The sequence below is a fragment of the Massilia sp. Root133 genome (assembly GCF_001426525.1).
GTDB lineage: Bacteria > Pseudomonadota > Gammaproteobacteria > Burkholderiales > Burkholderiaceae_D > Telluria > Telluria orientalis.
On the sequence record NZ_LMEW01000015.1, the window covers coordinates 46,915 to 68,736 of the forward strand.

23 protein-coding genes are annotated in these 21,822 nt (G+C 69.0%); 8 read left to right on the forward strand and 15 right to left on the reverse strand.

The genetic code is table 11. From position 1 onward, the window contains the following. Positions 1–95: 95 nt before the first annotated feature. The 12 genes from ASD28_RS14560 to ASD28_RS14615 all read right to left on the reverse strand — a co-directional run bounded on the left by ASD28_RS14560 (position 96) and on the right by ASD28_RS14615 (position 13,587). Positions 96–1,394: a tetratricopeptide repeat protein gene (locus ASD28_RS14560; protein WP_056129057.1), complete on the reverse strand. Its 1,299-nt coding sequence runs from the start codon at positions 1,392–1,394 to the stop codon at positions 96–98. Between the two features lie 194 nt (positions 1,395–1,588). Next, on the reverse strand, positions 1,589–3,073 hold the full coding sequence (locus tag ASD28_RS14565) for a glycoside hydrolase family 3 protein (protein WP_056129061.1): 1,485 nt from the start codon (positions 3,071–3,073) through the stop codon (positions 1,589–1,591). A gap of 9 nt (positions 3,074–3,082) precedes the next feature. Next, positions 3,083–4,093 carry an SIS domain-containing protein gene (locus tag ASD28_RS14570; protein WP_200949017.1) on the reverse strand — a complete coding sequence of 337 codons (1,011 nt, stop codon included), beginning with the start codon at positions 4,091–4,093 and terminating at the stop codon, positions 3,083–3,085. Continuing rightward, a complete protein-coding gene (gene nagA / locus ASD28_RS14575) occupies positions 4,086–5,195 on the reverse strand; it encodes an N-acetylglucosamine-6-phosphate deacetylase (RefSeq protein ID WP_229412272.1) in 1,110 nt (369 codons plus the stop codon). Before nagA ends, ASD28_RS14570 begins: the two co-directional genes overlap by 8 nt. Before the next feature lie 11 nt (positions 5,196–5,206). After that, positions 5,207–6,082, reverse strand: coding sequence for a BadF/BadG/BcrA/BcrD ATPase family protein (locus ASD28_RS14580; protein ID WP_056129065.1), 876 nt, complete (start codon positions 6,080–6,082; stop codon positions 5,207–5,209). Between the two features lie 64 nt (positions 6,083–6,146). After that, on the reverse strand, positions 6,147–7,265 hold the full coding sequence (locus tag ASD28_RS14585; protein WP_082577581.1) for an AI-2E family transporter: 1,119 nt from the start codon (positions 7,263–7,265) through the stop codon (positions 6,147–6,149). Next, positions 7,262–8,131: a protease HtpX gene (htpX, locus tag ASD28_RS14590; protein ID WP_056129068.1), complete on the reverse strand. Its 870-nt coding sequence runs from the start codon at positions 8,129–8,131 to the stop codon at positions 7,262–7,264. The genes ASD28_RS14585 and htpX overlap by 4 nt, the downstream gene beginning before the upstream one ends. Positions 8,132–8,254: 123 nt before the next feature. Continuing rightward, positions 8,255–8,653 (reverse strand): GFA family protein, encoded by a 399-nt coding sequence (locus ASD28_RS14595; protein WP_200949010.1) that lies wholly within the window; start codon positions 8,651–8,653, stop codon positions 8,255–8,257. An 8-nt stretch (positions 8,654–8,661) separates the two neighbouring features. Then, on the reverse strand, positions 8,662–10,590 hold the full coding sequence (locus tag ASD28_RS14600) for a CocE/NonD family hydrolase (protein WP_056129074.1): 1,929 nt from the start codon (positions 10,588–10,590) through the stop codon (positions 8,662–8,664). Positions 10,591–10,648: 58 nt separating this feature from the next. Further along, the gene (locus ASD28_RS14605; RefSeq protein ID WP_056129077.1) at positions 10,649–11,023 is read right to left on the reverse strand and encodes a hypothetical protein; all 375 of its coding nucleotides are present in this window, start codon (positions 11,021–11,023) and stop codon (positions 10,649–10,651) included. Between the two features lie 10 nt (positions 11,024–11,033). Continuing rightward, positions 11,034–12,401 (reverse strand): GIN domain-containing protein, encoded by a 1,368-nt coding sequence (locus tag ASD28_RS14610; protein WP_056129080.1) that lies wholly within the window; start codon positions 12,399–12,401, stop codon positions 11,034–11,036. Between the two features lie 217 nt (positions 12,402–12,618). Beyond that, positions 12,619–13,587 carry a hypothetical protein gene (locus tag ASD28_RS14615; protein WP_056129084.1) on the reverse strand — a complete coding sequence of 323 codons (969 nt, stop codon included), beginning with the start codon at positions 13,585–13,587 and terminating at the stop codon, positions 12,619–12,621. A gap of 205 nt (positions 13,588–13,792) precedes the next feature. Between ASD28_RS14615 and ASD28_RS14620 the strand changes: the two genes are divergently transcribed. The 8 genes from ASD28_RS14620 to ASD28_RS14655 all read left to right on the forward strand — a co-directional run bounded on the left by ASD28_RS14620 (position 13,793) and on the right by ASD28_RS14655 (position 19,641). Continuing rightward, a complete protein-coding gene (locus ASD28_RS14620) occupies positions 13,793–13,978 on the forward strand; it encodes a hypothetical protein (protein ID WP_036238481.1) in 186 nt (61 codons plus the stop codon). Beyond that, positions 13,960–14,445 carry a hypothetical protein gene (locus tag ASD28_RS14625; protein ID WP_056129086.1) on the forward strand — a complete coding sequence of 162 codons (486 nt, stop codon included), beginning with the start codon at positions 13,960–13,962 and terminating at the stop codon, positions 14,443–14,445. The genes ASD28_RS14620 and ASD28_RS14625 overlap by 19 nt, the downstream gene beginning before the upstream one ends. Positions 14,446–14,460: 15 nt before the next feature. Next, a complete protein-coding gene (locus ASD28_RS14630) occupies positions 14,461–16,050 on the forward strand; it encodes an ExeA family protein (RefSeq protein WP_056129089.1) in 1,590 nt (529 codons plus the stop codon). 1 nt (position 16,051) lies between these two features. Next, positions 16,052–16,678 (forward strand): general secretion pathway protein GspB, encoded by a 627-nt coding sequence (locus tag ASD28_RS14635; RefSeq protein ID WP_056129092.1) that lies wholly within the window; start codon positions 16,052–16,054, stop codon positions 16,676–16,678. Further along, complete coding sequence (mobB, locus tag ASD28_RS14640; protein WP_229412271.1) at positions 16,665–17,201, forward strand: molybdopterin-guanine dinucleotide biosynthesis protein B; 537 nt, start codon at positions 16,665–16,667, stop codon at positions 17,199–17,201. The genes ASD28_RS14635 and mobB overlap by 14 nt, the downstream gene beginning before the upstream one ends. A gap of 93 nt (positions 17,202–17,294) precedes the next feature. Next, complete coding sequence (locus tag ASD28_RS14645) at positions 17,295–17,495, forward strand: YjfB family protein (RefSeq protein WP_056129098.1); 201 nt, start codon at positions 17,295–17,297, stop codon at positions 17,493–17,495. Positions 17,496–17,731: 236 nt separating this feature from the next. After that, the gene (locus tag ASD28_RS14650; protein WP_056129100.1) at positions 17,732–18,001 is read left to right on the forward strand and encodes a DUF2282 domain-containing protein; all 270 of its coding nucleotides are present in this window, start codon (positions 17,732–17,734) and stop codon (positions 17,999–18,001) included. A gap of 8 nt (positions 18,002–18,009) precedes the next feature. Then, positions 18,010–19,641, forward strand: coding sequence for a DUF692 family multinuclear iron-containing protein (locus ASD28_RS14655; protein WP_056129103.1), 1,632 nt, complete (start codon positions 18,010–18,012; stop codon positions 19,639–19,641). 17 nt (positions 19,642–19,658) lie between these two features. Here ASD28_RS14655 and ASD28_RS14660 read toward each other — a convergent pair whose 3' ends face one another. From ASD28_RS14660 to fumC, 3 genes are all read right to left on the reverse strand, one after another. Continuing rightward, on the reverse strand, positions 19,659–19,946 hold the full coding sequence (locus tag ASD28_RS14660; protein WP_056129106.1) for a DUF883 domain-containing protein: 288 nt from the start codon (positions 19,944–19,946) through the stop codon (positions 19,659–19,661). Positions 19,947–20,082: 136 nt separating this feature from the next. After that, positions 20,083–20,295 carry an RNA-binding S4 domain-containing protein gene (locus ASD28_RS14665; protein ID WP_036238457.1) on the reverse strand — a complete coding sequence of 71 codons (213 nt, stop codon included), beginning with the start codon at positions 20,293–20,295 and terminating at the stop codon, positions 20,083–20,085. A 117-nt stretch (positions 20,296–20,412) separates the two neighbouring features. Continuing rightward, entirely contained in the window at positions 20,413–21,807 is a 1,395-nt protein-coding gene (gene fumC, locus ASD28_RS14670) for a class II fumarate hydratase (protein ID WP_056129109.1), read from the reverse strand. Positions 21,808–21,822: the final 15 nt, after the last annotated feature.

The following is a 21,822-nucleotide window of genomic DNA, read 5'->3' on the forward strand; positions in this document are numbered from 1 at the left end:
GCTCCGGCTCTGCCCGTACGGTAATTCACACAGACGAAAAAAAGCGGCGCGAACCGTAGTTCGCGCCGCCTTGTCTGCCGGTGATCCGGCCGGGATTACTTGGCCGCCATCGCACCCGTCGGGTGGTTCAGCAGCAGGATCCAGTACTTGGCCGTGTCGGACAGGCCGCCGCCCGCTTTCACTTGCTGGAAGGTCTCGATGGCCTTGTCCTTCTGGCCGGCTTTCGCGTAGGCCATGCCCAGGCGCAGCTTGGCTTCGTCCGGCGACTTCAGGCCGCCCTTGGCGATACCTTGCTGGATGAACGGGATGCCCTTGTCGAACTGGTCCATCGTGACGTACGCCCAGCCCAGGTTGACGAGACCAGCACCGGTCTTGGCCTTGGCGGCGCCCGCTTCGCCCGCGGCGATGTTTTTCGCATCGCTTGCGGCTTCCTTGGTGGCGCGGTCGCGCAGCTGGCGGTCCTTGGCGGCGCCGCTGCCCGTGCCCAGCACGCCGGCGGCGAAGCCCGCGTCGACGACCTTCTTCGCTTCGGTCGGGAAGCCATCCTTCATGGCCAGCTCGGCCAGTTCCGTGTAGGCGTCCGACGACATCTGCTTGACGGCCGCGAATTCGAGACGCAGCACGTCAGGAATGTTGGCGTCCTGGAAGCCCGGCTTGCGCACGATGCCGCGGCTGATCAGGTCGGTCCAGAAATCGTCGGTCGGGTAGTAGGCGGCCAGTTTTTCCAGGCCGCGCAGGTAGGCGGCGTCATCCTTGACCTTGTTCGCGGCCGACGCGTACAGGCGCAGGTCTTCCTGGGTCGGGGTCTTGCCGGCCTGTTCCGCTGCCTGCAGCACCGGTTCCTGGGCTTTCAGCGCCGACGCGTAGTCGCCGCTCAGGTAGTACGAGCGGATCAGCGCCGAGTTGATCTGGTCCGTCGACTTGCCCGATGCCTGGATCTGCTTGTACAGCTCGATCGCCTTCGGATAATTCTTGGCGTTGTAATACATCGTGGCCAGCGCCTGCGTGAAGTTGCCCTTGTCCGCGTCCGGCAGCTTGCCCGACGCCAGGATCGCTTCCAGCGCGCCGATCGCCATCTGGTCGTCGCCCGTCGACGTGCCCAGCGACAACTTCATACGGTTCAGCACATAGGTCTCGTACGGCGTCTTGTCCGGGAACGCTTCGGCCTGGGTGATGCGGTTCTTCACCTCGCCATAGTTCTTCGCGTCCATCAGCGGCTTGATCTGCGCCGGGTCGAGCAGCTTGTACAGTTCCGGGCGGACGGAGTCAGGCTTCGGCGCGGGCGCCTCGGCTTTCTTGTCCTGCGCCGACGCGCTGTGCATCAGGGCCGGCGCGGCGTTCAGGCCAAGGGCGGCCAGCATCATGGCAAGGCGGGCGAAACGGAATTGGGACATTGAAAAATCCTCTCTTAATGACGATAAAATTGCACCGCTCAGTGGCTGTAATGGCTTCAAATGCATACGCCGACGGTGCTGGTGCCGATCTCGGACAAAGCGTGCATTGTCCCACAAACTGCTGACGGGCGTGGCAATTGTGCCCCAGCCGTGCGACGTCGGTATGCGGCGTTACAAGTGGTTACCCGACGCGGTCAAAAGCCGGGCACCGGACACTGCCCCGTCGCCTCGATGTCGCCGGCCAGCCAGGACCGGACCGCGTCCAGCGCGGGCGGTGCGAAGCCATAAGTCATCAGCGCGGGCGCCGCGACGTCGAGCGCCTGGTACGGATTCCACAGCGCGAGGTGCAGATCCGGCGTCCACGTGGCTCGCGCGTGCGCGCCGTAGCGGCGGCGCGACGTCGACGCGAGGATCGTGAAGCGGCCGTCGTCCGGCAGCGCATGCCAGTCGAACGTTTCCGCATCCGCGAACGTCACGAGGTCCACGTCGAACAGCGTCGCCAGCATCGCCGCGATGGCGCTGGCCGGCACGCCCGCTTCCGACACGCCGTCGCTGACCACGTCCTGGCGCGCGACGAGGCGCACCTTGCTGCCCGGTGCGGGACGCTGTGGATTGCCACGCGCCGTGAGCGCCCGGCGCCACGCGTCCGCCATCAGCGCGCGGTCGGCGTCTTCGGTCGCGTACTGCACGGCGCCGGCCGGATGGGCGCGCGCGAGGCGGTCCAGGCGTGCCAGGCGCGCATGCACGTCGGCCAGCGGCAGGCGGCCGTCCCCGATGGCGGCCGCGATCGCCGCGATCGTGCGTTCCTGTGTGTCGCGGCTGCCGATGGCCATCACCATGTCCGCGCCGGCCCTCAGCGCGTTCACGGCGGCGTCGCCGGCATCGTACCGGTGCGCGATCGCGTGCATGTCCATGCCGTCCGTGATGATCACGCCGTCGTAGCGCCACTCGGTGCGCAGCAGGTCGTGCAGGATCGCGCGCGACATCGTGGCCGGATTGTCGGCGTCGAGGGCGGGGTAGACGATGTGCGCCGTCATCACGGCCGGCGCGTGCGGCGCGGCCGTGCGGAACGGCGCGAATTCGAAGCGCTCCAGTTCCTGCAAGGGTTTGTCGACCGTCGGCAGGTCGCGGTGCGAATCGACGTGCGTGTCGCCGTGGCCGGGGAAGTGCTTGACGCAGCAGGCCACGCCTTCGCTGTCGCTGCCGGCCATCCACGCGAGCGCGAGGGCCGTGGCGCGATCCGGATCGGCGCCGAACGAGCGCTCCGCGATGACGGGATTGCGCGGGTTGTTGTTCAGGTCCAGCACGGGCGCGAAGTTCCAGTTGAAGCCCAGCGCGCGGATCGCGCGCGCGACGGCCGCGCCCACGTCGCGCGCGAGCGGTTCGTCGCCCGCCGCGCCGAGCGCCATCGCGGACGGCGGCGGCGGCACCCACAGCGCGCGCACGACGGCGCCGCCTTCCTGGTCGAGCGCGATCAGCGCGTGCTCGCCCATCGCATCTTTCAAGTCGCTCGTGAAACGCGTGAGCTGCGCGGCGTCCGTCATGTTCTGGCGGAACAGGCACGCGCCGCGGATGCGGTTGGCGCGGATGAAGTCGGCCGTGTCGGCGTCGAGTGCCGTGCCGAACAGCCGGATCATGATCAGGCGGCCGGCCAGCTGGCGAAGGTCGTTCGTGGGCATCAGTGCGGCTCAGTGTGTTTTCGTGACTTTGTTCAGGTGGCGCGGCTTGTCCGGATCGAGTCCGCGCGCTTTCGACAGGTGCGCCGCCATCACGTAGAACGCGTTGATCGCGACGATCGGGTCGAGGTCCGCGCAGGTCGACACGGGCAGGTCGAGGTCGCGCGAGGCGATGTCGGCCGGCGCCGCGAGCAGCACGCGGGCGCCGCGGCCGCGCATCTCGTCGGCCAGCGCGACGAGACCCGCTTGCGCCGGGCCCCGCGTCGCGAAGATCAGCAGCGGATAGCCCTCGTCGATCAGCGCCATCGGGCCATGCTTGATTTCCGCGCCGGAGAACGCTTCCGCCTGCAGCGCCGACGTCTCCTTGAATTTCAGCGCCGCTTCCAGCGCGATCGGGAAGCTGATGCCGCGGCCCACGACCATGATGTTGCGCGCCGGCGCCAACACCTCGAGTGCCGCCGACCAGTCGGTCCGCGCGGCCTGGCGCAGCGCGTCCGGCAGGGCGGCCAGGCCGTCCTTCAACTCTGCATCCTGCTGCCATTCCGCGACGAGGCGCGCGCCGGCCGTCAGGCTCGTGATGAAACTCTTCGTCGCGGCGACGCTGTGCTCCTTCCCGGCCCGAAGCGGCAGCGCCCATTCGGCCGCGCGTGCGAGCGGCGAATCGATGTCGTTCACGAGCGCCACGGTCGTCGCGCCGCCCTGGCGGAAGTAGCGGATCGGTTCGACGACGTCCGGGCTCTGGCCCGATTGCGAGATCGATATGGCCAGTGTGCCGGACGCCTGCAGCGGCGCCTTGTACAACGTGACGAGCGACATCGGCAGCGACGTCACGAGACGGCCCATGCGCGCCATGATCAGGTAGGCGAGGTAGCTGGACGCGTGGTCCGAACTGCCGCGCGCCACCGTCACCGCGTTATGGAAGGAGGCGCCCCGCAGGTGGTGGCCCAGCGCGGCGTAGCGGTCGGCGTCGTTGGCCAGCTGCAGGGCGACGCAGTCGGCCGCGGACACGGCTTCTTCAAGCATCAGCGAGGTCACACTGTTCTCCTTCGATATGAACGGTTTTCAGGTTCAGGTCGCGGTCGAGCACGACGAGGTCGGCGAAGCAGCCCGGCGCGATGCGGCCGCGGCGCGTTTCGCCCAGGTAGTCGGCGGCGTTCGTCGACACGCGGCGCGCGGCGTCGGCGAGATCGAGGCCGATCGAGACGAGGTTGCGCAGCGCCTGGTCCATCGTCAGCGTGCTGCCTGCCAGTGTGCCGTCCGCGAGGCGCACGCCGCCCATGCATTTGTGGACGACCTGGCGGCCCAGCATGTACTGGCCATCGGGCATGCCCGCGGCGGCCGTGGAATCCGTCACGCAGTACAGGTGCGGGATGCAGCGCAGCGCCGTGCGGATCGCGCCCGGATGCACGTGCAACAGGTCGGGAATGATCTCCGCGTACTGCGCATGCGCGAGCGCGGCGCCCACCATGCCGGGATCGCGGTGGTGCAGGCCCGGCATCGCGTTGAACAAATGCGTGAAGCCGGCCGCGCCGTGCTCCAGCGCGCGCACGCCGTCGTCGTAGTTGCCGTTCGTGTGGCCGATCTGCACGCGGATGCCGGCGTCCGCCAGCTGCCGCACGAGAGGCAGGTGGCCGTCGATCTCGGGCGCCACGGTGATCAGCCGCATCGGTGCCTGCGCGTTGAATCGCTCCACTTCCGCCATCGTCGCTTCGCGTGCGAACGGCGGCTGCGCGCCCAGCTTGCCCGAGTTGATGTACGGACCTTCCAGGTGCACGCCGAGGATGCGCGCTTCGTCCTTGCCGCGCTGCTCGCACGCGGTGCCGATGGCGGCGAGCGCGCGGTCGATGTCGTCCAGCGGCGCCGTCATCGTCGTGGCCAGCAGGCTCGTCGTGCCGTGCCGCGCATGCAAGCGGGCGATCACGTGCGGCGCGTCGCCGCCTTCCATCATGTCGCGTCCCGCGCCGCCGTGCACGTGCAGGTCGATGAAGCCGGGCAGGATGTAGTCGTCCTTGTTCGATGCCGGATCGGCCGCGTCGCCTTCGATGGCGGCGATCGTCGTCGTGCCGTCTTCGATGACGATGCGGCCGCGGATCCAGCCGTCCGGAGTCAGGATATTGCCTTGCATGGTGGGTCCTTTCATGCCGCGACGTGCAGCTCGATCATCCGTAATGCGCCGCGCGCGGAATCGCCTTCCGGCGCGCGGGCGCGGGCCGCGAGCGCGGGCGGGAGCCAGTCGCGCAGGGCGCTCCCCAGGCCGCCGCACAGCGCGAGGGGGAGACGCTCGTCCGGGTCGAGCGCGCGGGCGATGGCGGCCGCTTCCTCGCCGGCCTTCACCAGGATGGCGCGCGCGGCCGGATCGTCCGCGTGCTGCAGCACGAGCGGCGCGAGCGTGGCGTACGTCGTCTGCGTGGCCTGGCCGAGCCAGACCTGGATCGCGGCGCGGTTGCCGCCGCAGGCGTCGATAACGGCGTCGGCGAACGCGCTGCCGGGCCGGCGTCCGTCGAGCACCTGTTCGATATGGTTGATGGCGGCGAGGCCGATCCAGCCCCCGCTCGCTTCGTCGCCGGCGGGGAAGCCCCAGCCGCCCACTTCGCGCCGCGTGCCGTCGGGCTGCAGCACTTCGCCGACGCTGCCCGTGCCGATGGCGACGATGGCGCCGGGACGGCCGCCGTGCGCGCCCAAAAGGGTAGAAAAAGCATCGGTTTCGAGGCGCAGCGCGGCGTAGCCGGGATCGGCGTCCACGAACGCCTGCGCCCACTGGCGATTGTGCACGCCGGCGAGGCCGAGGCCGATGGCGATGCGGTCAAGCGAAGGTTGTTCGATGCCGGCCGCGGCGAAGGCCTGGGCGGCGGCGTCCTGGACGGAAGCCCAGGCGCGGGCGATGCCCAGGCCGAGGCCGGACGGGCCGCTGGCGCCCTGGGCCAGTTCGACGACACCGTGGGGAGAAATCCGCGCAAGGCGCACGCGGGTGCCGGTGCCGCCGCCGTCGACGCCGATGAGATAGTCGATCATATGAGTGCTGTGCCGGGAAGGTCAGGGCACTATAGGCAGCACTGATAGGCTTGTCAACAGGTATTTAATTGGTATTGTCGGTCCGGTCGGCAGAGGCGGAATTGGTCTCGTCCGTGCTGCTGTAGACATCCATGTTGACTGATGAATTGGTATTGAAGGCGGTATTGTCGCGCAGCCATTCGAACAGGATCGCCATCATGAACGGACCGACGAACAGGCCGATCACACCCAGGGTCGAGACACCGCCGAGAAGGCCGAACAGCACGGCGAGGAACGGCAGGTTGACGCGCCGGCCGATCAGCTTCGGGCGGATGAATTTATCGACGAGGAACAGTTCGAACGCGCCCCAGCAGAACAGGCCCAGCGCGGCGCCGGAATGGCCCTGGCCCAGCAGCAGCAGCGAGACGAGCGAGAACGACAGCGGCGCGCCGCCCGGCACGAGCGCGAAATACCCCGTGAGCACGCCCAGCAGCGCCGGCGCCGGCGCGCCCGCGATGGCGTAGGCGGCGCCGAGCACGCAGCCCTCGAGGATGGCGACGGAGACGAGGCCCAGCGCCGTGCCGCGCACGGACAGGGGGAACACGCGGCGCAGCATCGGATACTGGCGCGGCAGCGCGCGCATGCCGGCCGTGTCGACGTGGTGGATGGCGGCGGGGCCGTGCAGGTACAGGACGAACAGGGTGAGCAGGGCGAGGAACAGGTACAGCGCATTCGCGAGGATCGTCGAGCCCCACAGGCGCGCGGCGCCCGTCAGGTGCGGGGCGAAATCGCCGGCCGCGCTGCCGACGAGGCGGTTCAAGCCGCCGGGCAGGGCAAGGTGTTCGTTCCACCACTGGACCGCGTGTTCGGCCACCATCGGCAGGTGCGCGATCCAGACGGGGACGGGGATGCCCGTCTCGTTGGCGCGGGCCAGGAGGCGCTGCACGCCGGCCAGTTCGCCGCCCAGCGTATTCAGCAACAGGATGGATGGACCGACGAAACCGAGGATCAGCAGGCCCACGAGGCAGGCCGCGCTGGCGGCCGGCGGCCAGCCGCGGCGCTGCAGGTGGACGTGCGCGGGCCAGGTGATCACGGCGAGCAGGCCGGCCCAGGCCAGCGCGCCGAGGAAGTGCTGCAGGAGGACGGCCAGCGCCAGCGCGAACAGCGCCGGCACGAGAAGTCTGGGGGCGCGCCGGTCCGTCATGCCTGCTGCAAGGCCGCGATGCGGTCCTCGCACGACGGGTGGCTGCTGAACAGGGCCAGCATGCCGCCGCCGGCGATACCCGCTGCGGCCAGGTTCTTCGGCAGGTCGGCGTGATCCAGGCCGCCCAGGCGACGGAGCGCGGCGATCATCGGGCGCGGCGTGCCCATGATCCGGGCGGCGCCGCGGTCGGCGCGGTATTCGCGCTGGCGCGAGAACCAGGCCACGATGATGCTGGCCACGAGGCCGAACAGCAGGTCGCACACGACCGACGTGATCGTGAACGCGATGCCGGGACCGCGCTCCTCGCCGTCGCGGCGCAGGAACTGGTCGACAAAGTACGCGACGACGCGCGCCAGGAAGATCACGAACGTGTTCACGACGCCCTGGATCAGCGTAAGCGTCACCATGTCGCCGTTCGCGACGTGCGCCACTTCGTGCGCGAGCACCGCTTCCACTTCATCGTGCGTCATCGACGTGAGCAGGCCGGTCGACACGGCGACGAGCGACGCGTTCTTCGTCGCGCCGGTCGCGAATGCGTTCGGCGCGCCTTCGTAGATCGCGACTTCCGGCAGCGCGATGCCGGCCTTCTGCGCCTGGCGCGCGACGGTGTCGAGCAGCCAGCGCTCGGTGGGGTTGGACGGCTGCGCGATCACGCGCGCACCGGTCGACCATTTCGCGATGGGCTTCGACAGCCACAGCGAAATGAAGGCGCCGCCGAAGCCCATCAGGCCGGCGAAGACGAGCAGGGCGCCCAGGTTCAGGCCCTTGGCCGTCAGGTATTGGTTAACGCCCAGCAGGCTCGCCGTGATGCCAAGCACGAGCATGATGGCGAGGTTGGTGGCAAGGAAAAGCAGGATGCGTTTCATGGTCGTATCTCTCATCAATAACAAGAATCGCGGCGCAAGCGGCCGTGGTCAAGGCGAAGGATAGGACAAGGAGGCATCTTGGAAAAGCGAAGTAAACAGAAGGATTTCTTCGAAAAAATGGAATTATAACTGACGCACGTCGACGGGCGGGTTGTCCCAGTCGTCATCGCGGCCGTTCAGGTACGTGACGGGCAGCGCGGCGCGTGCGTCGGCCGCCAGGTCGTCCAGGCAGTGTACGCTGACCGCCACATACTCTCCCCAGCGCGGCGACGTGCCCGTGCCGAACGGCCGGATGCCGCACGTGGCGCAGAACAGGTGGCGTTCCGTGCGCGTGTTGCAGCGGTATTCCGTCAGCGCGCCGGCGCCATGCAGAAGGCGGAACGCGGCCGCGGGCACGATCGCCGCCCAGTTGCGCTGCTTGGTGCAGAGACTGCAATTGCAGACGATCGTGCCCCGATCGAGGTCGATGTCGGCCGCGAAGCGCACGGCGCCGCAATGGCAGCTGCCGTGCCAGGTGCGCACGCCGCCCGTCATTGCGCCGCTTTCACGAGCGGCAGTTCGACATAGCTGCTGTGGTAGATGCGCTGCGTGGCCTTGCGGTAGTCGCCCGGCTGGGCGAAGAAGATGTTCGGCACGAACGTCTGCGGATTGCGGTCGTACAGCGGGAACCAGCTCGATTGCACCTGCACCATGATGCGGTGGCCGGGCAGGAACACGTGGTTCGCCGTCGGCAGCTTGATGCGGTACGCCAGCGCCTTGTTCGGCGCCAGCGCCTTCGGCTTGTCGAAGCCTTCGCGGTAGCGGCCGCGGAAGATGTCGCCCGCGACCATCAGCTGGTAGCCGCCCAGCGCCGGCTGCGATCCCACCTGGTCCGGGTACACGTCGATCAGCTTCACGACCCAGTCGGAGTCCGTGCCGCTCGTCGACGCGACGAGGTGCGCGACCGGCTCGCCGCTGATCTTCACGGGCGCCGTCAGCAGGTCGGACACGAACGTCGCGACGTCCGTGCGGCCCGACGCCTCGCGCTGGTCGTCGACGAGCCAGCGCGGCCACGTCTGCCCCTTCGCTTCGTCGTAGCCGTACGGCGGAATCGGACGCTGGCGGAAGGGCACGGGCTTGGCCGGGTCGGACACGTATTCGTCGTAGCCCTTCGCATCGGCCGCGCCGCCCAGCTGGGCCTTCTGGTTCGCGGCCAGGCGCAGCGCGACGGGTTCGACGGCGCCGCTCGGCCACGCGGCCAGGTTGCGCCACTTGTTCGTTCCGGTCTCGAACGCGGTCACCGTCGGGATCGCGGGTACACTCCCATCGCCTTTCAGGTAACGCGCGAGGAACGGTTTCAAGACCTGCTGGCGCCAGTACAACGCCGTGTCGCTGCCGAATTTCAGGGTGCCGAGCGTCGCGCCGTCGCCGATCGCGCCGCCGTGCGACCACGGGCCCAGCGACAGGAACACCTTGTTCTCCGTGTCGTGCGGCTTGATCGCCTTCCACACGGCGACGGCGCCGTAGATGTCTTCCGCGTCCCAGTAACTGTGCACGAGGAGCGTCGGCACCGTGACGGGCTGGCGCGCGAGGATAGTATCCATCGCCTGCTGCTGCCAGAACGCGTCGTACGCCGGATGCGCGACGACCTTGTTCCAGAAACCGCTCTGTTCCAGGCCCCGTTCGCGGCCCAGCGCGCCCGCGGAACCGGCGCGCAGGTACATGTCGTAGTCGTCGTAGTTCGTGACGGGCCACTTGGCCGTGTTCGCGCGCGTGACGACCTGTTCTAGCATGTACGACATATTGATCTGCCGGAAGGCGCCGTTGTGGAACCAGTCGTCGCCCTTCCAGCCGTCCACCATCGGATTCATCGGCACCGCGACCTTCAGCGCCGGGTGCGGATTCACGAGCGCCATCAGCGGCAGGAAGCCGTCGTACGAAATGCCGATGATGCCCACGCGGCCGTTCGTCTCGGGGACGTTCTTCGTCAGCCACTCGATCGTGTCGTACGTGTCGGTCGAGTGGTCGACGGGCGTCGGGTTCAGCGGGCCATGCAGCGGGCGGTTCATCACGTAGTCGCCTTCGGAACCGTATTTGCCGCGCACGTCCTGCACGACGCGGATATAGCCTTCTCCGGCGATGACGTCGGCCGCGTTGTCGTAGCCGGTCAGGATCGTCTCCAGGTCGGCGCTGTCCGCGTGGTTCACGAGGCTGGACGCATCGTAGGGCGTGCGCGTGAGCAGGATGGGTGCGTTCTGCACGCCCTTCGGCACGATGATGATGGTGTTCAGCTTCGTCCCGTCGCGCATCGCGATCATCACGGTGCGCTTCACGTAGTTGAAGCCGGCGTCGGGCGCCCTGAATTCGGCCGGGGTCTCGGAAGGGAGTTCCGCATACTGCGGCGCCGTCTGCGCGTGCGCGAAACCGGCGAGCGCCACTGCACCGATGAGCGGCGCGAGGCGGACTGGGAATGACGTCATCGATATCCTTGGGCGTGTCGTGGGCGGCGCCCGCTACATTAGCACAAGGACCAGGCCTTCAGCCGTGGGCGGTACGTGGCGCGGCGTGCGGATGGTCGAGGTGGACTTCCCGCAGCACGGCCTCGAACAGCACCACGCGGCGCGCGCGCGGCAGCGCTTCCCACCACGCGAGCGGGAAGGTCAGGCGCCGGTCGGCCATGCGCACGAACGCGTCGAAGCCGGGCTGCGTCTCGAGGAGCACGATGGCTTCAATCAGATGCGCGGCGCGCACCTCGATGCGCAAGCCGTCCTCGTTCGCATAGGCCAGCACGCGGCTCACGTCCGCCCACGGCACGACGGTGTCGTCGGCGGCGAAGCAGTCCGGGAACACGCGCACGGCGGGGGCAAGCGCCGGCACCAGGCGGCGTTTGATACGGGCGAAGACGGACAGCATGGCAACCTCCTTACCGGGTCGTGTGCGAACCGCTGCGGTCGACGAGCAGCAGCTGGCCGCGCGCGACGGTCTTCGTGTCCGCGCGGTCGGGCTGGGAGACGACGTTGACCGAGGCGGTGCCCGGTCCGTGCACGACGATGTCGGCATGGGCGGCCGTCAGGCCGTGGCCATCGAGGCTGCCCGAGCCCGCGATCTGGGCGTCGACCTGGGCAACACGCCCATCGATGCGGGCGTCGCCCGGACCGTTCATGCGCAGCAGCAGGCGCTTGCCGGACATGCTCGCCTTCAGGCCGCCGGAGCCCGACAGGGCCGCGTCCAGCGTATCGCCCACGTTCGCCAGCGTGACGCCGCCGGGGCCGCGGGCCCGCACCGTCGCCTTGCCCGCCTTGAGGCCGGCCGCATCGAGGTCGCCCGAGCCGGCCAGTTCCACGTTCAGGTCGCCCACCGTGCCGGCCAGCGCGACGTTGCCCGGCCCGTTCATGCGCAGCTGCGCCGTCCCGGCCTGCAGGCCGCGCACGGCCAGTTCGCCCGAGCCGTCCACTTCGCCGTCGAACTTGCGGATGGCGCCCGCGAGGCAGGCATTGCCCGGTCCGCGCTGCACGCTGCGCGCGCCGCCGTCGATGCGCAGGTCGCACCCTTCGAAGTCGCCCGAGCCGGACATCTCCAGGTCCAGTTCGCGCGCGCTGCCCGACAGCTGGACGTTGCCCGGCCCGCGCATGCGTGCCGTCACCTTGGCCGCGCGCAGGCCGTCCGCTTCCAGGTCGCCGGAGCCGCCGGCCTGCACGGACAGCGTGCCGCTCACGTCGGCCAGTTCCACGTCGCCCGGACCGTTCAGCGCCAGGTCGACGTCGCCGGTTTTCAGGCGCCGCAGCTCCAGGTCGCCGCTGCCGCTGGACGTCACGGTCAGCTGGCGCACGGTGCCGCTCGCGTGCACGTCGCCCGGGCCGTTGCCGGCCAGCGTGAAGCGCTCGGCATTGATGCGGTCGATCTCGACGTCGCCGCTGCCGGCCACCGTCAGGCGTTTGAGGGCGGACGCGCCGATGCGGACGGTGACCGTCTCGCGGCGCTTGCCGAAGTTGAAGAAGAAACCGTTGCGCTGCACGGGGCGCACGACGAGCGTGTCGCCGCGCACGACGGTCTCGATCTCGGCCAGCTGCTTGCGTTCGCCGCTCAGTTCCAGCGACGGCTTCGCCTGGGCGTCGATCACGACGTGGTAGGGGCCCGCCAGCTCGATCGCGCTGAATGCCGTGATTGCGCGCTGTTCGGTGGCGACGGCATTGCCCGTGTCCTGCGGCCGGGCGAACGAGGCGGGCATCGTGACGAAGGCGCCGGCCGCGAGCGCGGCGGCCAGGACGGTGAGCTTGAGGGCGTTTTTCATGGTGTCGTCGTTGTTGTCTGCGGCAGCGCCGGGAGACTGCACGATACGGCAGGCAGGACGCCGGCGCAGCCGGCTTTCGACGAATGCGCGAAAACGGGGGACAGGCTGCGGAAAACATGGAGTGGATGGCGTCGCTGTCATCCCCGCGAAGGCGGGGATCCATACGGCGCTGACCAGGATGCTCGGCATGGGTTCCCGCTTTCGCGGGAACGACGGGTTACTTGACGGCCGCGACCGTGAAGCCGGCCTGTTCCAGCTCATCCAGCAGCCCGCCGCAATCCGCATCGTCATGCCGCGCCGCGAACAGGTTGCGCACGGGGACCACGTAAAAATGCGCGCGCCCATCCGCCACCTTCCCCATGCGCGCGATCCAGTCGCGGTTGCGCGCGCAGACGAGGCCCGCGTCCAGCGGCGCCAGCCGGGTCAGCGGGCTCCCGTCGGACGGCGCGCGGCCGCGCAGCAGGGCGTCGAAATCGCGCGTGAGGCGCGCCGTGGCCGTTGCGGAGGGCGGCGCGCTGTCCACGACGTCCAGCAGCATCATCGTGCGGCGCGGCCCGGCGGCGCAGTAGGCGTGCATCATGCCCGTGCGGTAATCGATGTCGTGCACGGGGATGTCCGGGCGCGCGCGTACGAGGGCCTCGGCGACGTTGGCGCCTTGTTTGTGGTCCGGCGCGGCGGACGCGAGCGAGGCCGCCTGGACCCGTGCGAATTGCAGCAGCGTGAATTCGTCGCTCATCTCGATCAGGCGCGCCCAGGCTTGCGCCTGGGTGTCCGGGTCGGGCGCCTTCGCGAGCGCCTTGACGTCGAGGGCGTCGCGCCGGGCCATGTCGGCCTGCAGCGTGAGCGTGAGGATGCGCTGGCGCGCGTCGTTCAGCATGGCAATGCCTTGCTCGTCGAGCTGGTGCAGGTCGCATCCCGGTGTCGCCGGGCCTTCCTCGCCATCGCCCACGCCTTCGACCGCCAGCGTGGCGGACGCGCGCAGCGCGGGCAGCACGGCGCGCGTGTAATAGGCGTCGAATTCGGCCGGCAGGCCGGCGGGCGTCGCGGCGAGCACGTACAGCGTGGTCGTGCCATGGCCTTCGACCGCGTGCGTGGCTTTCCACAGGCGGGGCGTGGCGGCATGCGCCGTGCAGGCCGCCAGGGCGAGCGCGCAGGCGAGGAGGCGGGGGAGGCGGGCGGTCGTCATGCCGGCGATTATAGGTCGCGGCCGGCCTGCCGGCCGGGATCGCCTTGGCAGCATGACAACCGCGACCTGCTGCAGATGTGGCTGGAGCGCAACGACGTAGCCTGCCGGGCCATTACGCGCACGCCATCCCGGCGCACGCCTGGTGCCCGGCCGTGGCCGGAACGGAGGGCGAATGTCATAATGGGCGCTCGTCAAGGAGATCATCGTGATTCGCTACATGGGCACCCGCAAGAATGCGGAAGGTGCCTCCGTCTATATATTCATCGTCAACGGCATGGAAAAGGAAGTGCGCGAGCACGCGCTCAAGCAGCATCCAGGCTGTTACGAGGCGCTGCCGGCCTCGGTGAAGGCGAAGATCGCCGCCAACCGCGCATGGTTGGGAAAATTGTAGGCCTGCTGGCTGCCGCACTGGCGCTCGTCGCGCCCGTGCACGCGCAGACCCAGGACAAGCCGCCGTCCACGTTCGGCCCCGTCATCGGCGCGGCCCTGCTGTGCCACGACCATCTCGACAACAAGTATTTCTATGCCTGGCTGAAGACCCATTTCGGCCCCGCGTACAAGCACGAAGGCGGCGCGTACTGGTTCCGCACGGGCGAGACGACCCTGTGGGGCGCGCCCGTCACCGAGGTGATGGTCAGCGACGACACGAGCGAATGGGTGTTCGTGGGCGCCGTCGCCGACGTGGCGCCGGACGAACTGGAACAGGCCGTCCGCAAGGCGGCGGGCGTGCGCCACCTGGCGGCCGATGCCTCGCCTTACCCTTTGCGCGTATCCGTCCCCGGCAGCACGATCGCTTACTACAATGCCAAAAGCAAAATATACTGCGCGAAGTTCAAACCGCTGCCACCGCGCCGGTAAGCTTTTGGTATTGACATGTACACAAATTATTTCCACTTAAAACAGGCGCCGTTTTCCATCGCGCCCGATCCGCGTTACCTGTTCATGAGCGAACGCCATCGCGAGGCGCTCGCGCACCTGCTCTATGGGATAGGCAGCGGCGGGGGCTTCGTGCTGCTCACGGGCGAGATCGGCGCGGGCAAGACGACCGTGTGCCGCTGCTTCATCGAGCAGGTGCCCGACGACTGCCGCCTGGCTTATATCTTCAACCCGAAGCTGACGGTCGAGGAATTGCTGCAGACGATCTGCGACGAATTCCGCATCACCGTGTCGTCCGCGGCGGGGGTGAAAGCCTATGTGGACGCGATCAACGCCTACCTGCTCGACAGCCACGCGCAGGGGCACAACAACGTGCTCGTGATCGACGAGGCGCAGAACCTGTCGGCCCAGGTGCTGGAGCAGCTGCGCCTCCTGACGAACCTGGAGACCAGCGAGCGCAAGCTCCTGCAGATCATCCTGATCGGCCAGCCCGAACTGCGCACGATGCTCGCGCGGCCCGAACTGGAGCAGCTGGCCCAGCGCGTCATCGCCCGCTACCATCTCGGTCCGTTGTCCGCCGACGAGACGGGCGCCTATGTCGCGCACCGCCTGGCCGTCGCGGGCGTGCAGGGCACGACGCCGGTTCCCGCCGCGCTGGCGCCATCGATCCACCGCCTGACGGAAGGCGTACCGCGCCGCATCAACCTGTTGTGCGACCGCGCGCTGCTCGGCGCCTATGTCGAGAACAGCCGCGACGTCACGCCGGCGATCCTGCGCCGTGCCGCGCGCGAGGTGTTCGCCGGCGACGATGCGATCGCCGGCGGTGCGCCGCGCAAGCCGCTGCGCTGGCCGTTCGTGGCCGGCGGCGTGCTGGCCGGCGCCGCCATCAGCGCGGCGGCGTGGCAGGCGGTGCCGCATCGTCCGACGCCTGCGCCGGCTGCGCCCATGGCCGTGAAAGCGCAGTCCGCGCCCGCGAAGGCGGGCATGCAGCCCAAGCCGCTGGCGCTGTCCACGCAGGACGACGCGCTGCGCGAACTGGGCGCGCTGTGGGGCCAGCAACTGCCGGCCGCCGCCGCGTGCGACGCCGCGCCGCGCACCGGCCTGCGCTGCTACCAGGGCCGCGGCGGCCTGTATGAACTGCGCCTGCTCGACCGGCCGGCCATCGTCGGCCTGCACGACGGCGCCCGGGTCGGCTACGCCGTGCTGACCGGCATGGACGACGACACGGCCACGCTCGCGATCAACGGCCAGCGCCACACGGTCAGCCTGGGACTGCTCGCGACCCGCATCGACGGCGAGTACACGACCTTGTGGAAGGTGCCGCGCGGTTTCCGCGACCAGGTGGGGCCGGGCGACAGCGGGCCGGACGTCGACTGGATCGCCGCCCGCCTCGCGGAACTGGACGGCAGGCGCGCCGCGCCGCCGGCCGGGCAAGTCCTGGACGAGCCCACGCGGCGCCTGCTGCGCGCGTTCCAGGTCAAGCAGAACCTGAAGGCGGACGGCCTGGCCGGTCCGCGCACCTACATGCGCCTGAACCAGCTGGCGGGCGTCGACGAACCGCGCCTGCTGGCAGCCACCGGGAAGTGATATGTCGTACATCCTCGAAGCCCTGAAGAAGGCCCAGGCCGAACGCCAGCTCGGCAACGCGCCGACGATCCACGCGCCGCAGGCGTCGACGCCCGCGCCGGCGGCCGCCGCGGCGAGCCGCAAGCCGCTGTTCGTCGGCCTCGGCGCCGGGGCGCTCGTCGTCGTCGCGGGGGTGCTGGTGCTGGGGCGGCCGGCGCCGGCGCCGCAGACCGTCGCGCAGCGCGCGCCCGCGCCGGCAGCACCCGCGCCGGAGCCGCTGGTGGTGAGCGCGCCGCCAGCGCCGCCGCCCGTGACCGTGCGCGAACGCGCACCTGCGCCCACGCCCGCACCCTCCCGCCCGGCCCCGGTGCCGGTGCCGGCCGCCGCGCCGGCGCCCGTCGCGAAGGCGGCGCCGGAAGACAGCCTGCCGTTCCTGCAGCAGCTGCCCGACGCCCAGCAGCGCGACATCCCGCGCGTCACGTTCGGCGGCTACATGTATTCCGCCAACGCGGCCGACCGCCTGCTGATCGTCGACAAGGCGCTGCGCCACGAAGGCGAGGAGGTCGCCCCCGGCCTCGTGCTGGAAAAGCTGCTGCCCAAGGCGGCCGTCATGAACTTCCGGGGAATCCGCTACCGTGTCGCCTACTGATTTCGCCGGCCGCGGGCCCGTGCTGGGCGTCATCGGATGGTCCGGCAGCGGCAAGACGACGCTGCTGGAACTCGTCGTCGCGCGGCTGGCCGCGTCCGGGCTGCGCGTCAACGTCGTCAAGCACAGCCACCACGACGTCATGCTGGAACCACCGCACAAGGACAGCGCCCGCATGCGCGCGGCCGGCGCGGCCGAGGTCATGATCGCATCGCCGTACCGCGTGGCCATCATGCGCGAGCTGCGCGGCGCCGCGGAGCCGTCGCTGGCCGAACACCTGGCACGCCTCGCGCCGGCGGACCTGACCCTGGTGGAAGGCTATAAATGGGAGGCGCTGCCCAAGCTGGAGGTGTACCGGCCCGACGTCGGCAAGCCGCCGATGTTCCCGGGCGACCCGCACATCGTGGCCGTCGCGTCCACGATGGCGCGCCCGCAGGGGCTGGCGCCGCAGGTGGCGTGGCTGGACCTGCTCGACGCGGACGCGGTCTTGCGCTGGGTCAGGCAATTTAATGGTTTGCCCGCCTAAAGTTCCTGCCGGTCGTGTCGTTAACACGGGATAAGCGGTCGTGCGGGCGAACCCCGTGCTGGCCGACCGTCGACACACCCACCAGGAGCGCATATGGACGCCTTAGGTATCGCCAAGCTTGCCACCAGCATCGCCGACACCGGCATCCGCCAGGACGTCGCCGTCGCCGTGCTGAAAAAGACGCAGGACATCCAGGCCTCGGCAGCCACCCAGCTGCTGGAAGCGGTGCAGTCCGCCGCGCCGACGCCGAACCTGCCGCCGCACCTGGGCAACCACATCAACACGACGGCCTGACGCGCGCGCGTCAACGGAATTCCCGCCGCCCGCGTTATCGGCCCAGTACCCGGCACGACGGGGGCGGCCACACAATACCATCCGCTCAGCCGCCACCATCGGGCTGCCGCCAGCGACGACGACGTCCGGCGCGCAGCCGACAACGGCCGCCCCGGCCGGGTTACTTTTCCACTCGTTACGCTCCGGCCGGGATAGAATGCCTGCCGTGTACTGACCTGCATTTCGGAGAATCCCCAATGAACAAACGACAAGCCCTGATCGCTGCCGCGCTCGCGAGCGTCTGCGCCACCCAGGCCACGGCCGGCGGCCAGATGGATGCGCAATCCGGCAACGAAGAAAAATGCTACGGCGTCGCCAAGGCCGGCCAGAACGACTGCGGCACCGCCACCCACGGCTGCGCCGGCATGGCGACGGCCGACAAGGACCCGGGCGAATGGAAATTCGTCCCGAAGGGCACCTGCGAAAAAGACGGCGGCAAACTGAATCCGCCGAAACAGGGTAAATAAGCCTCACCATGGCCGCCGCCCGCCGTGCCGGCCTTGGCCTGCGCGCGCCGCATTACCGCGATTTCCTCGAACGCCGGCCCGACGTTGGCTGGGTCGAGGTCCACACGGAAAACTTTCTCGCACGCGCCGGCCACGACTGGCGCGTGCTGTCCGCGGTGCGCCGCGACTATCCGGTCAGCCTGCACGGCGTGGGCCTCGGCCTCGGGTCCGTGCACGGCTTTTCCGATGACCACCTGGCCCGCGTGGCCGCCCTCGTGCGTACACTCCAGCCGGTGCTCGTCTCCGAACACTTGTCCTGGGGCGCGCTGCGCGACCGCCAGCTGAACGACCTGCTGCCCCTGCGGCTGGACCGTGAGGCGCTCGACCTCGTCGCCGCGCGCGTCGCGCGCGTGCAGGAGGTGCTGGGACGGCGCATCCTCGTCGAAAACGTCTCCACCTACGTGCGCTTCGCGGGCGACGCGATGAGCGAGGCGGACTTCCTCGCCGAACTCGCGCGCCGCACGGGCTGCGGCGTGCTGCTGGACGTGAACAACCTGTACGTCAACGAGCGCAATCACGGCGAGGATGCGCATGCCGCCATCGCCGCGCTGCCGGCCGGCTGCGTGGGCGAGATCCACCTGGGCGGCCATCTCGTCACGGACGATGGCCTCATCGACCACCACGGCGCCCGCGTCGCGCCGCCCGTGTGGGACCTGTACCGCGCGGCGCTGGCCCGCTTCGGCGCCGTGCCCACGCTCGTCGAATGGGACACGGACCTGCCGCCGCTCGACGTGCTGCTCGACGAGGTGGCGCAGGCGGATGCGATTGCCGCGACGGCGGGGCGGGGCGTCGTCGCCGACAGCGCCGTCGCGCCTGTCGACCCGGCACCGGCCGCCGGCCTGGACGCCCTCCAGCAAACCTTCGGCGCGGCGCTGTTCGACAGCACGCACGACGCCGCATTAGCTCCGCTGCTGAAAGGCGATCCGCGCCGCGTCGGCATCTACCGGGGCAACCTGCACGCGCACTGGGCGCGCGCGCTGGCGTCGGCGTACCCCGTGCTGCGCCAGCTCGTGGGCGAGGAATTCTTCGACGCGCTCGCGCGGGTCTACGGCCAGGCGCATCCGGCGCGCGATCCGGACCTCAATCGTTTCGGCGCCGCGCTGCCCGACTTCCTCGCCGGTTTTACGCCGGCGGCCGATCATCCCTACCTGCCCGATGTCGCGCGCCTCGAATGGTGCGTGCACGAGGCGTGGTACGCGCCCAATGCGGATGCGGCTCCCGCGAGCCTCGCCGGCCTCGCGCCGGATGCCTTCGAGGCGGCGCGCGCCGTGCTGCATCCGGCGCTGCGCCTGCATGCGTCGCCGTGGGCCACCGTGGCGCTGTGGCGCGCGCACCAGGCGGACGGTCCGGACTTTCCGGATGAATTGCAGACGGCCACGCACGCGCTGGTGCTGCGGCCCCGGCTCGACGTGGAAGTGGAAGCCATCGGCGCGGCGGAACATGCGGCGCTGGCGTGCCTGGCGCACGGCGACACCTTCGGCGCGGCGCTCGATGCGGCATTCGATGCGGACGAGGACTTCGACGTGGCCGTGCACCTGCGGCGCTGGCTCGATCGGGGAATGGTGGCGGGAATCAAAAACGGGGCAAACGCGGCGCCGTAGACGGTGGCGCCGCGCGGTCAGTGGTAGAAGGCGCGCAGGATGCGTTCTTCTCCGGTCTTGTCGTGGTGCAGCTCGTTGGCCGCACGCGTCGCTTCCATCATCCTGTTCAACTGGTCCTCTTCGAAGCGGGCCAGTTCCTCATTGGCGGCATTGAGCGCGACGGCCAGCTTGGCGCGGGCGTTCTGGTACACGACACCGGTGTAGTGATCGGTATTCTTGAGCAGTTCTTCCGCGTTTTCGATGACGAGACGCAGGTCGCCGATCAAGCGCTGCTGCGTCATGGAGCTTGATTCTGGGGTTTCCATCTTCCTCACCTTTGGGCCGAATGTTACGACTTCAATATAGAGAAGGGGGACTGCCCAAGTTTGTCAGCGCGCAAACGTCAACCCTACCGTCGGGGACGGCTCGCGCGGTGCGACCGCGGGGTGCGCCGGGTGCGCCTCAGCGCACTTGAATACGAATATCGCCCAGCGTTACGACCTGGCCCGCGCGGATCTTGGCCGTCTTGCGCAGTTCCTTCTTTCCATCGACCGACACGTCGCCGCTCGCCACCACGTGCTTGCCGGCGCCGCCGCTGTCCACCACGCCGACCAGTTTCAACAGCTGGTTCAGTTCGATGAACTCCGAAGTCAGTTCAAAAGTTGTTGTTTGCATTTTATCCTCTGTTAAAAATGGGCGTCGTACTGTTGTGTTCGTTTAGACAATACTTTTCAAAAAAACAACGTCGCCTCCACGCGAGCGGGGCGACGTCATGTATCCGATGCGGTACCGTCAGGCCGGGCTGGGCCGCGTCATCTCGATCGGCACGATCCACTGGTCGAACTGCGTCTCGTCGACGAAGCCCGATTGCAGGGCTGCCTGGCGCAAGGTCAGGCCGTTGTGCTGGGCCGTCTTGGCGATTTGCGCGGCGCGATCATACCCGATATGCGGGGCCAGCGCGGTCACCAGCATCAGCGACTGCTCCATCAATTCGCCGATGCGCTTGCGATTCGGCTCGATGCCCTGCGCGCAATGTTCGTCGAACGAGCGCATGCCGTCCGCCAGCAGGCGCGCGCTCTGCAGGAAGTTATGGGCGATCATCGGCTTGAACACGTTCAGTTCGAAGTTGCCCTGCGCGCCGCCGACCGTGATCGCGACGTCGTTGCCGAACACCTGGCAACACAGCATTGTCAGCGCCTCGCACTGGGTCGGGTTCACCTTGCCCGGCATGATCGAGCTGCCCGGCTCGTTTTCCGGGATCGTGATCTCGCCCAGGCCGGAGCGGGGGCCGGACGCCATCCAGCGCACGTCGTTGGCGATCTTCATCAGGGCCGTGCCCAGCGTCTTGAACGCGCCGTGCGCCAGCACCATCGCGTCATGGCCGGCCAGCGCCATGAACTTGTTCGGCGCCGACTTGAATTGCAGGCCGGTGCGCGACGCGATCTCGGCCGCGATGCGGTTGGCGAATTCCGGATGCGCGTTCAGGCCCGTGCCCACCGCGGTGCCGCCGGCGGCCAGCAGCAGCAGGCCGGGCAACGTGTTCTTGATCGCGAGCTCGGCGAATTCGAGTTGCGCCACGTAGCCGGAGAATTCCTGGCCCAGGGTGAGCGGCGTCGCATCCTGCAGGTGCGTGCGGCCGATCTTGACGATGTCGGCGAAGTCGCGCGACTTCACTTCCAGCGTGCCGCGCAGCTTTGCCAGCGCCGGCAGCACGTCCTTGGCGACGGCCAGCGCGGCCGCCACGTGCATCGCGGTGGGAAACATGTCGTTCGACGATTGGCCCATGTTGACGTGGTCGTTCGGATGCAGCAGGCGCGCCTCGCCCCGCTCGCCACCCAGCAGTTCCGAGGCGCGGTTCGCGAGCACCTCGTTCATGTTCATGTTGCTCTGGGTGCCGGAGCCGGTCTGCCACACGGACAGCGGGAATTCGGACGGATGACGGCCTTCCAGCACTTCGTCGGCCGCGCGGATGATCGCATCGGCCTTGTCTTGCGGGAGCTTGCCGAGCGAGCGGTTGACGGCGGCGGCCGCGCGCTTCACCTGCGCCAACGCGGCGACCAGTTCCGGCGCCATCTTCTCGCTCGAAATGTGGAAGTGGTGCAGCGAACGCTGGGTCTGCGCACCCCACAGCTGATCGTTCGGTACGTCGATCGGGCCGAAGCTGTCCTTCTCAATCCGGTTTTCCATGGATGCATCCTGTTG